General features: G+C 43.4%; 11 protein-coding genes and 1 riboswitch. Of the genes, 6 read left to right on the top strand and 5 right to left on the bottom strand.

Translation table 11 applies throughout. The annotated features are described in order from the left end of the window. Positions 1 to 102: 102 nt before the first annotated feature. From hemC to JMW39_RS07330, 3 genes are all read right to left on the bottom strand, one after another. Positions 103 to 1140 (bottom strand): hydroxymethylbilane synthase, encoded by a 1038-nt coding sequence (gene hemC / locus JMW39_RS07340; protein WP_201545226.1) that lies wholly within the window; start codon positions 1138 to 1140, stop codon positions 103 to 105. 274 nt (positions 1141 to 1414) lie between these two features. After that, complete coding sequence (locus tag JMW39_RS07335) at positions 1415 to 2152, bottom strand: LytR/AlgR family response regulator transcription factor (RefSeq protein ID WP_201545225.1); 738 nt, start codon at positions 2150 to 2152, stop codon at positions 1415 to 1417. Between the two features lie 257 nt (positions 2153 to 2409). Continuing rightward, on the bottom strand, positions 2410 to 3456 hold the full coding sequence (locus JMW39_RS07330; RefSeq protein WP_227679446.1) for a sensor histidine kinase: 1047 nt from the start codon (positions 3454 to 3456) through the stop codon (positions 2410 to 2412). 218 nt (positions 3457 to 3674) lie between these two features. Between JMW39_RS07330 and argH the strand changes: the two genes are divergently transcribed. From argH to thiC, 3 genes are all read left to right on the top strand, one after another. Further along, positions 3675 to 5048, top strand: coding sequence for an argininosuccinate lyase (gene argH / locus JMW39_RS07325; RefSeq protein ID WP_201545728.1), 1374 nt, complete (start codon positions 3675 to 3677; stop codon positions 5046 to 5048). Between the two features lie 243 nt (positions 5049 to 5291). After that, entirely contained in the window at positions 5292 to 5582 is a 291-nt protein-coding gene (locus tag JMW39_RS07320; RefSeq protein WP_201545221.1) for an oxidative damage protection protein, read from the top strand. 172 nt (positions 5583 to 5754) lie between these two features. Beyond that, a riboswitch (TPP riboswitch) is annotated at positions 5755 to 5879 on the top strand. Between the two features lie 273 nt (positions 5880 to 6152). Next, positions 6153 to 8210, top strand: a complete 2058-nt coding sequence (gene thiC, locus JMW39_RS07315) for a phosphomethylpyrimidine synthase ThiC (RefSeq protein ID WP_227679464.1) — start codon at positions 6153 to 6155, stop codon at positions 8208 to 8210. 236 nt (positions 8211 to 8446) lie between these two features. On the opposite strand, the gene JMW39_RS07310 is transcribed toward thiC, so the two are convergent. Together JMW39_RS07310 and JMW39_RS07305 are read right to left on the bottom strand one after the other, a co-directional pair. Continuing rightward, entirely contained in the window at positions 8447 to 9343 is an 897-nt protein-coding gene (locus JMW39_RS07310) for a fructose bisphosphate aldolase (RefSeq protein WP_201545219.1), read from the bottom strand. A gap of 161 nt (positions 9344 to 9504) precedes the next feature. Then, the gene (locus tag JMW39_RS07305) at positions 9505 to 10353 is read right to left on the bottom strand and encodes an EamA/RhaT family transporter (RefSeq protein WP_201545217.1); all 849 of its coding nucleotides are present in this window, start codon (positions 10351 to 10353) and stop codon (positions 9505 to 9507) included. Positions 10354 to 10783: 430 nt separating this feature from the next. Here JMW39_RS07305 and JMW39_RS07300 point away from each other — a divergent pair, with 430 nt between their 5' ends. From JMW39_RS07300 to JMW39_RS07290, 3 genes are all read left to right on the top strand, one after another. Continuing rightward, on the top strand, positions 10784 to 12721 hold the full coding sequence (locus tag JMW39_RS07300; RefSeq protein WP_201545215.1) for an ABC transporter ATP-binding protein: 1938 nt from the start codon (positions 10784 to 10786) through the stop codon (positions 12719 to 12721). 81 nt (positions 12722 to 12802) lie between these two features. Further along, positions 12803 to 13705, top strand: coding sequence for an alpha/beta fold hydrolase (locus JMW39_RS07295; protein WP_201545213.1), 903 nt, complete (start codon positions 12803 to 12805; stop codon positions 13703 to 13705). Between the two features lie 8 nt (positions 13706 to 13713). Next, positions 13714 to 14331 (top strand): alpha-ketoglutarate-dependent dioxygenase AlkB family protein, encoded by a 618-nt coding sequence (locus JMW39_RS07290; protein ID WP_201545211.1) that lies wholly within the window; start codon positions 13714 to 13716, stop codon positions 14329 to 14331. Position 14332: the final 1 nt, after the last annotated feature.

Raw genomic sequence — 14332 nt, 5'->3', positions numbered from 1 at the left:
ACAAAAGGCTTAGGAAGAAAGGAAGCTTAATCATAGAGTCATATAAGTAACGACGCTATGATTAAGATGACAATAATAGTTAAACATTATTAAATATAGATACTATCTAGGATTATAAATGGCCGATAAAATATCACCAGCACCAATGGCTAGTAGCATCTCAGCAACTTCAATACCTAGCTGGTTGGCTTGCGCTTCTTGCTCAGCTTGGCTACCCGTTAAGGTCAAGCTTTTATCAGCTTTGAGTATCTCACTACCATCTTCTTGACCGACGCGACCGCGTAGCCACAAGGTATCACCTGCATCATCATTGCCATTTTGGCCATTATTTTTGCTACTGCTATCTTTGTCTGTATCAGCCATTTGTAACACCGCATAAGCCGCAATCGGTACTTGGCAGCCACCTTGTAAATGACGGTTCAATGCGCGCTCAGCGATAAGGCGGATACGAGCTTTGTCATCATTTAACGGTGCTAATAATTTTAAAACTTGATCATCACCTTCACGGCATTCAATCGCAAGGGCGCCTTGTCCAACCGCTGGCAAGCAAATATCAATATCTAACTCACTACGAATGCGTTCATCAAGCTCAATACGCTGCAAACCACTGGTGGCCAAAATAATGGCATCGTACTCGCCCGCATCAAGCTTTCCTAAGCGCGTACCAACGTTGCCGCGTAGAGTCTTGATTTGTAAATCGGGACGATAAGCTTTAATTTGGCATTGGCGACGTAAGCTTGCGGTACCGACCACCGCGCCTTTTGGCAATTCATCGATACTATGATAAGTGTTAGAAACAAACGCATCGGTTGGCGAGGCACGTTTACAGTAAACACCCAGCGTCAAGCCTTCTGGTAATTCCATCGGCACGTCTTTTAAAGAATGCACCGCAATATCTGCCTGCCTGTCATACAACGCTTGTTCAAGCTCCTTAACGAATAAACCCTTGCCGCCAATTTTAGCCAGCGGCGTATCCAAAATCTTATCCCCTTTAGTGACAATCTTTAGCAGGTTAATGGTCAGCTCAGGATACAGCGCCAACAGGCGGTCACGAATATGCTCCGCTTGCCATAATGCTAATGGGCTTTGGCGGGTGGCGATATTTAAGGTAGTCAAAGCAGGTGGCTGCATGGTGCTCATAAAAGGCCTCAATAAGTTCGATACTAGAATGTCGGTGCTTAATAACAATACAAATCTGGCGCCCAAGACGGGTGCTACAAACGATTTATCAAAAAGAAGAATGCAAAAAAATACCCCTATTTAAGCATAAATAAGGGTTTGATGATATGGCATGATTATTTCAACAGATTGCAGCGTTTGCTACTTAATACTTTATAGCCAAGTAGTTTCGAAGCTAAATGGCCTTGAAGTTCAATACGTTTAAAGTTAAATGGCTTTAACTTTAAATAGAAATCTACATGCTTTGAATCTTTTCACGTAGTGCCGGTAGATGGCGACGGCTCACCGCTAGGGTTTCATCAATCCCTTTAAAATGTAGTTGAAACTGTCCTGCATCTAAGGTTTCTAAAAAGTCTAAATACTTGATATTAATAATGGCGTTGCGATGCACCCGAAACAGTCTGTCCTCAAACTCTTGCTCAAGCTCTTTTAAAGTATCATCGATAAGGACAATGCCATCTCTATGACGAACTTTGACGTACTTTTGATCCGCGGTAAAATAATAAATGTCTTTGAGTTCAATTAGCTCAACACCGCGATGGGTACGGGCTACTATATGTTCGCGAACTGGACGGGCGGTCGGATTCTCAAGTTTACGAATCCCATTTAATTGCGCTGCATTGAGATTGGTGGCTTTATGCAACGCTTCTAGCAGCTCGTCTTTATTGGCTGGCTTTAACAGATAACCGATGGCATTGGCTTTTAGTGCCGCTATCGCATAATGGTCATAAGCTGTTACAAATATAATAGCTGGTGGATGTTTCAACTTCGCAAGCTCTTGGGCACACTCTACCCCATCCATCTCAGGCATACGAATATCGAGCAATATGATGTCTGGCTGCTGAGATTTTACGGCAATAATCGCCTCGATGCCTGTCTTTGCTTGGGCAACTACCTCATGACCTGATTCTTGGACAATTCTAACTAAACGTTCACGGGCTAATGGCTCATCATCACAAACTACAATCCGCATGCAAACTCCTTTATAAGTGCATACTTAGAAATCTCTTAATATATTCATAACATATCAGTATTTACAACGTATTACTTAGCGAAAATGGCTCTCTACTTAAGTTATAAACTAAGTGTCTAACTTGTGCAAGCCGCCAATCCATCTTGAGGGTTTAAATGTTTATTGTGACCAACACAACTAAGCGGTGCAATAAATATGCCACGTTAACAGTTAGTATTAACGGTTAACCACCAAAGGAAGCGCTTTTAAAGACAGAATTATAAACTGACATCTTGTAGCGGGTAATGAATAATAGTAAGAATTTGTTTACTCGTAATACTACTTTGGATATCGGCACTTTGACCAAAATAGGCACGCAGGCGTTCGGCCTGAATATAAAAATCCATGTGTTGACGCAAGTCGTGATTAATCATTAAGGTCTTTTTAGGCAGCTGCACGCTAATCGTAATTTCGACGCGATGCTGTAGCCAAGTAACTTTAATATCGATATAAATGGTTTCGGTGGTCATCTCAACCACGTTAAGCAGCATTTTTTCAATCACGCTTTGTAAAGTCAAAGCGGTGATAACCATGTCATACATCACATCTTCGTCAGGCAACTGCCAGCTTATGACCAATTTATCTGCCAAACGAATAGATTCAATGGCTAAATAATGCTCGCAAAGGGCAATCTCTTCTTCAAAACTAATCTCACGCGCCCCATTAAAACTGGCACGGAATAACGCTGAAACATGCTGCAATAAATCAGCAGCGCGAACTGGGTCAGATTCAATCAGTGACATTAACGTATTGATGGTATTAAAAAAGAAATGCGGTGCCAGACGGGCTTTTAACACATCGTTTTGGGCGCGCAGTTTTTGCTCAAACGATTGTTTAAGCGCATTCATTTCACGGTAGCGCCGTAAAAAAATCAGTAAAGCAGCAACCGTAAAGCCTGCGCTAATGACGACATTAAAAACAATCGTTGAGATAAACACGGGAATACTATAAGCAAACCAACCACAATTTATCATAATCAACAGGACTAATATCATGGTCACTGCGGTAGCACTCGTTAAGATGAGCAGCACATACATGCTGGCCCTTGATACGCTTAAACGCTTAAAGATAGGGCGCAGATAATCTATCAGATAAAAAGAAGGCAGTAAGGTTAAACTGGTTTGGATAAATCTCGCTATAAATTTGATGATAAATTGGGATTCATTGGCCACACTATGGCGATCCACTATCGCCACAAATAGCGACCAAAAAAAGATTGCCAACAGCCATTGCCAAGGCTTCATGATTTCCATGAGCTTAGGCATAAAAAACTCTAAGCGCTCCGCTAGTAAGGCAACCTCATCATTTGCTATACTTGAGTTCTTATTCTCTTGACTTGTCTTGTACCGATATGAACGCCAACTCTTCAAATAGTAGTAATCCCGATTCAAATAAAAATCCAGCTGTTTCTGATTCTAGCACAGAAGCTTCTCTAACAAATACTGCTGCAGCGCAAAGCCCTACCAGTAGTCAGGGTCAGCAGATGTGGGGCGGGCGCTTCAGTGAAGCGACGGACAGTTTCGTCGCCGCCTTTACTGCTTCTGTTGGTTTTGACCAGCGTTTTGCCCGTCACGATATTCAAGGCTCGATTGCCCACGCCACCATGCTTAAAGAGTGTGGCATCTTAAGCGCTGACGACGTTGCAACCATTATCGATGGCTTACAGCAAGTACTACGCGAGATTGAAGCAGGCGAGTTTAACTGGTCGATTGCGTTAGAGGACGTACACATGAACGTCGAATCACGCCTGACAGATATTGTCGGCGCGGTAGGTAAAAAGCTACATACCGGACGTAGCCGTAACGATCAGGTTGCGACCGATATCCGTCTATGGTTGCGTGAAGAAACCGATAATATCATTGCGCTATTGGTACGTTTGCAGAGCGGTCTGCTCGATTTAGCTGAGCAGCACACTGATACCATCATGCCAGGTTTTACCCATTTGCAAACCGCGCAGCCTGTCAGCTTTGGTCATCACGTGATGGCATGGTTTGAGATGTTATACCGCGATACCGAGCGTCTTGTCGATGCGCGCCGCCGTATCAATCAGATGCCGCTTGGTAGTGCCGCCCTTGCTGGTACGACTTTCCCTATCGATCGCACCATTACCGCCAAGTTACTAGGTTTTGAAGGTATTTGCCAAAACTCACTCGATGCGGTATCAGACCGTGATTTTGCCATTGAGTTTACCTCAGCGGCTTCTATCTTGATGATGCATATGTCACGTATGAGCGAAGAAATTATCCTTTGGATGTCAGCGCAATTTAACTTTGTGCAGATTCCAGATCGTTTTTGTACTGGCTCATCTATTATGCCGCAAAAGAAAAACCCTGATGTACCAGAACTGGTACGCGGTAAAGCGGCGCGTGTCTTTGGCCAATTGATGACATTATTAAGCCTGATGAAAAGTCAGCCGCTTGCTTATAATAAAGACAACCAAGAAGACAAAGAGCCGCTATTTGATTGCGTCGATACCTTAACGGGTTCGCTATTAGCATTTGCTGATATGCTACCGAACATCACGCCAAATAAAGAAAATATGCGCGCTGCTACCATGAAAGGCTATGCAACAGCGACTGATTTGGCTGATTACTTAGTACGCAATGGCGTTGCATTCCGTGATGCTCATGAAGTGGTAGGTAACGCGGTTGCGTTAGGTATCAAAGAAGGCGTTGATTTAAGCGACTTGTCCTTAGCTCAGCTACAGCAGTTTAGTGATGCGATTGGTGATGATGTCTTTGAGTATCTAACGCTAGAAGGTTCATTAGCAGCGCGTGACCACTTAGGTGGTACTGCGCCAAATCAGGTTAAACAAGCGGTCGTTAATGGTCGTACGCGATTAAAAGTATTTGCGTAAAGCTAGCAGCACCATACAAGGTCTAATCTCAGCATTAGCCCATTCATAAAAATACCCGCATTATCGCGGGTATTTTTATGTAGATAGTTTTATAAATATGGTTTTATGAACATCAATAGCTACATGGGCTGTTACCTTCTCTACACCTGTTATCCTTGGCTAAACCTTCGAAGACCGTTATCATAGGTTGATACCAATATTGCACTTAATAATTTAACACCATTAACTAATAAGGATTGCCTTATGACTGAGACTTTTAATCCGCAAGCCAATACGGTTTTTTGCCGCAAATATAAACAAGAATTACCAAAAATGCCGCATCCGCCTTTTCCTAATAAAAAAGGTCAAGAGCTGCAAGAAACCGTCTCTGATAAAGCTTGGAAAGAGTGGCTTGAGCAGCAAACCATGCTGATTAATGAAAACCATCTAAGCATGCTAGACCCAGAAGCCAAAAAGTTCTTAACCGAACAACGTGATAAATTCTTAGATAATGAAGACTATGAGCGCGCGCAAGGTTGGACACCAGAAAAATAATGTGAATAATGACTTTCATTGATCAAAAAGACTGGCAGTAATTAAAAAGGCTGGCATTGATTGAAAAGACAGTCTTTAACTTAAAAAATACCATGATTGCATCTCAACTAACAAACGGCAAATAACTAGGCAGCACCCTTATAGTTTGTTAGTATGAGACTGATTTACAACACTGACAGACTCGGGGTGCGGTGTATAACAAGCTTACTTTATAAGCTTTTTAATACATTCGCTGAGAGATCACCCGCCGAACCTGATGCGGTTAGTACCGACGCAGGGAAGTCTTAAGCCTATGTTACAACTGTACAAAGGGCGCGCAGAAATGCCTTTTTGTTATTGCCAATATCTTATGTCTGACCGCGTTTTTACGCTGCTGTACGGCAATCAATAAAAAGTTGCGCCTACCAACCATCTAAAAAACTGCATTAGATTGAGTTTCAATGAAATTTTAATTTGATAGCAGTGCAGGCGTTTGATGATTGAATTTGTCCGTATTGCATAGTCTTGCCCCGCAGCTACTGGCGGTGTTGCTTTTATTCAAAAACCAACACGCTAGGACAGCATATGAACATGACACCAACCACATCGACTCCGGTTGCTAAAACTTCTGATAAAAAAGCCGACGCGCTGAAAACGCCTGCCCACCGTACGGCAAATGATGCGCGTTTTGAAGAAGACGCCCGCGACTTACACCGTATTCTCCCCGCCTCCAAAAAAGTCTATATCGAAGGTTCAAGACCAGATATTCAAGTGCCGATGCGCGAGATTAGCCTAGCAGATACCCCTGTTGGCGGTGCTGGCGCTAATGAAGGCGAGCACAATCCCCCATTTTATGTCTATGATACCTCAGGCGTTTATACCGATCCCAATGTCGACATTGACTTGACCAAAGGTTTGCCTAAATTGCGTGAAGGTTGGATAGCTGAGCGCGGTGATACTGAACAGTTAGATGGTTTATCAAGTTCTTACGGACAAGCTCGCGCCCGCGATATCAGTACCGCTAACTTAAGATTTGCTCATATTGATAAGCCGTGCCGTGCTAAAGATGTCAATGGCAAAGCTGGTAACGTCACGCAAATGTATTATGCACGCCGTGGGATTATTACTCCTGAGATGGAGTATATCGCTATTCGTGAAACGCAAAAGCAGCATGAACTGACCGATATGCGCCAACACGAAGGCGAAAGCTTTGGTGCCAATACGCCGAAAATTATCACTCCTGAATTTGTGCGTGATGAAGTGGCTGCTGGACGCGCAATTATCCCAAATAACATCAATCACCCAGAATCCGAGCCGATGATTATCGGACGCAATTTTTTAGTGAAAATCAATGCCAATATTGGTAACTCAGCGCTTGGTTCTTCTATCGATGAAGAAGTCTCAAAAATGACGTGGGCAACGCGTTGGGGTGCGGATACGATTATGGATTTATCCACCGGTAATCATATCCATGAAACCCGTGAATGGTTGATTCGTAACTCGCCAGTGCCAATCGGTACCGTGCCCATTTACCAAGCTTTAGAGAAAGTTGACGGCGTCGCAGAAGACCTCACTTGGGAAATATTTCGCGACACCCTTATCGAACAAGCCGAACAAGGCGTTGATTACTTTACTATTCACGCCGGCGTGCTATTACGTTATGTACCATTAACCGCTGGACGCTTAACGGGTATCGTCTCGCGTGGTGGTTCTATCATGGCGCAGTGGTGTTTGGCTCATCATAAAGAAAGCTTTTTATACACTCACTTTGAAGACATCTGCGAGATTATGAAGCAATATGATGTGGCGTTTAGTCTAGGTGATGGTCTACGTCCTGGCTGTTTGCAAGACGCCAATGACGAGGCACAATTCGGCGAACTCCGTACCCTTGGCGAGTTAACACAGGTTGCTTGGAAGCATGATGTACAAGTGATGATTGAAGGCCCTGGGCACGTAGCGATGAACCGCATTAAAGAAAACATGGACTTGCAACTGGAGCTATGTGCCGACGCGCCTTTTTATACCTTAGGGCCTTTAACCACGGATATCGCTCCCGGTTATGATCATATCACCAGTGCTATTGGTGCCGCAATGATTGGCTGGTTTGGTACTGCCATGCTTTGTTATGTGACGCCAAAAGAGCATTTAGGTTTACCTAATAAAAAGGATGTTAAAGACGGTATCATCACCTATAAAATTGCCGCTCATGCTGCCGACCTTGCGAAAGGTCATCCGGGTGCACAAGCTCGTGACAATGCCTTATCCAAAGCCCGTTTTGAATTCCGCTGGGATGATCAATTTAATCTGGCGCTTGATCCTGATACCGCGCGTGAATATCACGATGAAACCTTGCCAAAAGATGCACACAAATCGGCACACTTTTGCTCCATGTGTGGGCCAAAGTTTTGCTCGATGAAAATCACCCAAAACGTGCGTGAATATGCCGCGGGATTGGATAAAGATGCCGCTCATAAAAAAGTAACGCCGCAAACGGGCGATTTAACTAATGCTGGTCATATGATTAAAGAAGTGGATATTGAGCTGGTTGGACAAGTAGGCGAAGCTAGCCTCGATGAGATTCATAAAGGTATGGTAGAGATGAGCGAAAAATATCATAGGGAAGGACGTCAGTTATATAAAGAAGTTTAACCGCTAAACGTTAACTCTTTAGCTTATAAAAAAAGCGCTACTAATGAGTAGCGCTTTTTTATTTCCGACATATATTCGATTCAACTTAAAAAGAATACAGAGCTATTGGGATAAATTTTGCGAAACCTCTGGAATGCGAAGAGCACAGCAAGCAAAATTTTATCCCAGCAGCATGCTATTTTTAACGTACCTTTTTTATATTGAACTGACTATAACTTATCTTATAGAAGGCTTAGCTAAATCTTTGACGCTTCATAAATCTCTTCAATAGAAGCGTTAATAGTCGCAGCAAATTCTTCATCGCTCTGTTGCTTACTCAAGCCTTCAGTAAAGGCACGTGAGAAACTGGCAATCATACCGGGGTTTTGTTTAAGCTTTTCGCAGGCATCATGACGACTATAACCACCCGATAGCGCCACCACTTTTAATACTTTAGGATGATCGATAAGTTCTTGATAGAAGCCTTCTTCTTCTGGCAAGGTCAGTTTTAGCATCACTTGCTGGTCGTCGTTTAAACGCTCAAGATTGTGCAAAATACTGGTTTTAAGAATGATTTCGCAATCATGTTTTTTGCTACTGTTGATATCTACTTCAGGCTCAACAATAGGCATCAAACCTTTGGAGATAATCTGCTTTGCCACATCAAACTGCTGCTGCACCACAAGCTCGATACCATCGACACTTGGCTCGTAAATGACTGAGCGCATCTTGGTGCCAAATACCGGATAGTTTTTTGCCTTATCTAATAACAAGTTTAGATTTGGCATCGGGCGCATCACTTGTACGCCATCCATTTGCTCAGCCAAACCCTTATCTACCTTTAAAAACGGCACGATATTTTTATCTTCCCATAGGTAATTAGCCGTCGGCTTGCCATTAACTTCGCGCTCCATGGTATCTTCAAATAAAATCGCCCCAAGCACACGCTCATTATCAAAAGCATCACAAGTCATGATACGCGCGCGCATCTCATGTACCAAGTCAAACATCGCTTCGTCATTATCATTATCATAAGCATCGCCACCGACGCCGTAATTTTCTAGCGCTTTTGGCGTACTGCCTCCACTTTGATCAAGGGCTGCGATAAAACCTGAACCGCTTTTGATACGCTGTAATTGTTTTTCGTATTCCATTGAGTAGATATCCTATCCTAATTAATAAAGGTCAAACATTATTATAATAAGTCAATCAGCCCGCAGCTAACATGAGCTTGACTATAAATAACCTTAACATAGGACATCGCGTGTGCCTATCGTTGATAAGTTAAAATTTTTCTCGATTATAAGCGGCGAAATTAAGCCAAAAATAATACTGCCACGCAGCAAACTGCCAATAATAAACCGACGATATTGATACGATTAAGCTGCTCTTTAAATATGCCGACGCCTATCAACGTTGCCACCGCAATCACACCGACGTTCATACCCGTAAAGACGATACTTGGCGACTCAGATAATACTTGATGAGCACGGACATAAGCATAAATATTGCCCATATTTAACGCTCCAAGTAATAAGCCTGCGCTAAGAGCTTTACCTTGCCAGCGTACGCGCGTGATAAGCAAGTAACCAAGCAGCAGCAAACCTGCCAATCCAAATGTCACAAACAAGGTTAAAGGAAAGGCCGCGCCTTGCTTGGCAACTTGTTTAAACAAGATATCAATAACGCCATAGCCTAGCCAAACACCAAATAACCACAGCGGCGTCTGCTTTGCTTGGGTATTTATGAGCCCGTGTTGCGGACGATAGACTAAAGCGCCAAGTGCCAAAAACCCTAACGCTAGCCCAAGTATGCGCGTACCTGTCAGTACTTCGCCGAATAGTAAAAAAGCGGCAACAATAGGAATGATAAGCGATAAACGCTGGGCGGCATCGGTTGCGACCATACCGACCGATTCAATTGCGCGCCCAAGAATAATAAATACCGCAGGCAATAACACTCCAAGCGCAATAATGGTGCCCCATGCATCCCCGAGTGCGCCGATGCTACTAACGTCTGGTTTTAATAAAACCCAAGTCAGTAAAAAGGCCACAGGATACCCTGCCACGATGGTTTGGCGAATATCGATATTTTTTTGGCGCAATATTTTTAAAAGTACGGAAACAGCGACGCTACATAGCACTGCTATCATTAGATACATCATTAACGTCATCCTTGTTAAATTACGCTATGGCGGGTTTATTATTGGCATTTCACACTGCTATCAGTATTGCCTTTATCTTATACTCTGTTACTTCTTATGCCTTAAATGGTTTTGCTGTCAACGTTGCTAAATCCAACGAAATCATAGAATGTAACAAAATATTTCTTATGCGGCAATCTATTTATCTTACAGGTGATTTAATTTTGGTTATTTATTACTGATAAAGTTATAAAGGATTGGTGAAACTACCCATGCAGTGAGTAAGCTAGAGTTGAGTATAAGCGATACTCTTCAGCTTACAATTAGCATGCAGCCATTAAAGCGAAGTTTGTTAAAATAACAAACAATCCTAATCACAAAAGTAAAGATTCAAGAAAGTACGTTATCGTACTTATCTTGGCGTACTGCTATTGATGCTTTATCACTGCCTATGAATGCTCTATTTCGTTTTTTCGAAACTCGATTGCCCGCCTTTCCTGATACGCCTATGCCGCTGCCATCCCCAAGTGATGGCATGCTAAAGTTCTTGTGGGCCTGTACCAAAGGTCTACGCGGTTGGCTATTGCTGTTTATGATTTTGTCTGCCGGTATCGGTATTTACGAGGCCATGCTATTTGCGTGGATTGGCAATATCGTCGATTGGCTTGGCGTTTATACCCCGCAAAATCTGTGGACAGAAAAAGGCGATATGCTGCTATTGATGTTGGCCGTGATGATTGTCAGTCCACTCTGGATTGCCTTTTCATCGTTTATTCACTTTCAAACCTTGCAAGGCGTTTTTCCGATGCAAATGCGCTGGCGTTTTCATCAGCGCATGCTTGGGCAATCGATGCAGTTTTATCAAGATGAATTTTCTGGTCGCGTTTCTGCTAAAGTGATGCAAACGGCATTGGCGGTGCGTGATACCGTGATGACGGTCACCGACATGTTTATGTATGTCGCTGTCTACTTTATTACTACCGGCGTGATTTTATTTAATTTAGACAGCTTGTTATTAATCCCATTTATCGCTTGGTTCGTCTTAGTTTGGCTGGCGATGTGGTACTTTATTCCCAAACTGAAACAAACTGCTATTGTACAAGCCGATGCCCGCGCGTTGATGACGGGACGTATAACCGACGCGTACGCCAATATCATGACCGTTAAGCTATTTAGTCATTCGCACCGTGAACTTGGTTATGCCAAAAACGCTATGGGACAGTTTTTGGGTACTGTCCATGCACAGATGCGCTGGGTCAGTTATTTAGAAGTATCGACCCATTTAATTAGTGTGATTTTGGTCAGCTCGACTGCCGGTATCAGCCTCTATTTATGGCAACAAGGCGCAATTGGGGTTGGGGCAATTGCCGCCGCGACAGCGATGGCACTGCGTTTAAACGGTCTCACGCAATGGATTATGTGGCAAACCGCCAGTTTGTTTGAAAGTATCGGTACCGTCCAAGATGGTATGCGCACTTTATCAGCGCCGCAAACCATCGTTGATAAACCAAACGCGCCCGCACTCAAAGTCACTGATGGTCGTATCGTCTTTGACCATGTTGATTTTAGTTATGAGGGCGAAGACGATGATACAGGATTAAATACGCATAAATCAGCCAAACGTCTTTATAACGTTGCTGAGGATGGTATTGATTATGCTTCGCGAACCTCATACGCTAAGCTACTAGATAATTTCTACTTAGATATTAAACCGGGTGAAAAAATCGGTTTGGTTGGGCGCTCAGGTGCGGGTAAGTCCACCTTGGTCAATCTACTTCTGCGCTTTTTTGACGTTGATAAAGGTAAAGTATTTATCGATGGGCAAGCGATTGATGAAGTTACCCAAGAATCCTTACGTCAGCAAATCGGTATGGTCACCCAAGATACCTCTTTATTACATCGTACCGTCCGTGAAAACATCGCCTACGGTCGTCCTGACGCAACTGATGAGGAAATCATTACGGCTGCCAAGCAAGCACAGGCATGGGACTTTATCGAAGGTTTGTATGATGATAAAGGCAATACTGGTCTTGATACCCAAGTCGGCGAGCGTGGTATCAAGCTATCTGGTGGTCAACGTCAGCGCATTGCCATCTCACGCGTCATGCTCAAAAATGCCCCGATTTTATTATTGGATGAGGCGACCAGTGCGCTCGATTCTGAGATTGAATTTGCCATTACCGAAAGCCTAAACGACATCATGACTGGCAAAACCGTTATTGCGATTGCCCATAGATTATCGACCATTGCCGCGCTTGATAGACTGGTGGTCATGGATAAAGGTCATATCATTGAGCAAGGCAGTCATGATGAGCTATTGGCGTTAAATGGCGTTTATGCCCGTTTATGGCATCGTCAAAGTGGTGGCTTCTTGGGCGAAGACAGCTAATAACAATTCAATGATAAAAGTTAATGCTAGAATTTAATAATAAAGATTCAAAAGAAATCATCACAAGGAAGTCTTGTTTTTATGGAAGTATTTACCAAGCGTATCGATATCGATGGCAAACAAGCGCGCTATTATGACTTGCAGCCGCCGAATCAATTAGCGAATCAAGCAGCAAAATCGAACGATCTTAAACGCCCGTCTGCCCATTTTTATGGTGGCAATAGTTTTACCGTTGGTACTTATGCACCGTTATTAAATGCGCTGGCCACTGGCTTTGACTTATCTGCGTTGGCGCTACGTGGCTACTGGTATGATAAACCGCAAGCGCCGCGCCTGACCCGCGAACAAGATGCCGATATACTTATTAAGTTTTTAGAAAAAACTCAAGACGCTCCTATCGTGGGTATTGGACATTCGCAAGGCGCAACTGCCACCGCCATGGCAGCGGCTAAACGCCCTGACCTGTTCTCACAGCTATACCTTATCGAGCCTGTGACCTTTACTAAGAAGCAAGCGACCCTTTATAACATGCTGCCGCGTCAATTTTTACTAAGCCGTGAGCCGTTTAAAAGCACCCTGAGTAAACAAGCCACTTGGGTAAGCGTCGATGATTACTACAAGAGCTTACGCGCGCAACGTGCTTATAAGCGTATCAGCAATGAGCACTTACGGGTGTTTGCTGAGCAAAGTTTGTCTGCTAACGATGATGGTAGCTATAGCTTGATGTTTGCCCCTGAGCAAGAGCTTGCCAATTATTTTGGTGCGCCCCATATCGATGCGGCACTGAAAAAACTTAGCTGTCCTTATACCCTTATCACGGGCAAACCAACGCTATTTATCAACGATAAAGTACGCAAACAATGGCAGAAATTTGTTCCTGACGGCAGTATTATCTCCTTGCCGGACTACGGTCATCTTTTACCAATGGAGGCGCCTGAATTGTGTGCGCAGATTATTAATGATCATCATCAGAGTGGTAAATAGGCTGAGCTATGACTGACCTTTTTGCGCCTACGCCGACTGATAACTTATTGCCTTGCGATGGCAAAGTAAATGATTTAGGTATCGTTATCGATTATCCGAGCGCCTTATATTATGCATTATTAACGACGCTGCCTTGGCAATCTGATATCGTCACCTTATTTGGCAAGACGCATGTCACGACTCGTCAAATAGTATGGATGGGCGATAGTGATGCCAGTTATCAATATTCCGGGCACACACGTCAAGCGATTGCATGGACAGATTCAGTGTTTCATGTGAAACATCATGTCGAGCAGCAATTATTAAAAATCGGTATCCATGCTAACTTTAATTCTTGTTTGCTTAATTACTATCCATCTGGCGATGAGGGTATGGGCTATCATGCGGATGATGAAAAAGAGCTTGGTCATCAGCCGATTATCGCTTCCTTGTCACTTGGTGCTACGCGAAAATTTTTTTTTAAGCATAAAAAAACTCAAGATAAAGTCGAGCTTTATCTTGAGTCCGGTCAGCTTATTGTCATGCATGGTGATACGCAAGAATATTGGAAGCATAGCATCACTAAAACCAAAACAGTCGATGAAGGGCGTATTAGCCTAACCTTTAGACAAATGGCATTAAATTAAG

Origin of the sequence: Psychrobacter immobilis (assembly GCF_904846175.1) — a bacterium.
GTDB classification, from domain to species: domain Bacteria; phylum Pseudomonadota; class Gammaproteobacteria; order Pseudomonadales; family Moraxellaceae; genus Psychrobacter; species Psychrobacter immobilis_E.
The sequence above is the reverse complement of the archived record's forward strand: the minus strand, read 5'-3'. Positions and strand labels throughout refer to the sequence as shown.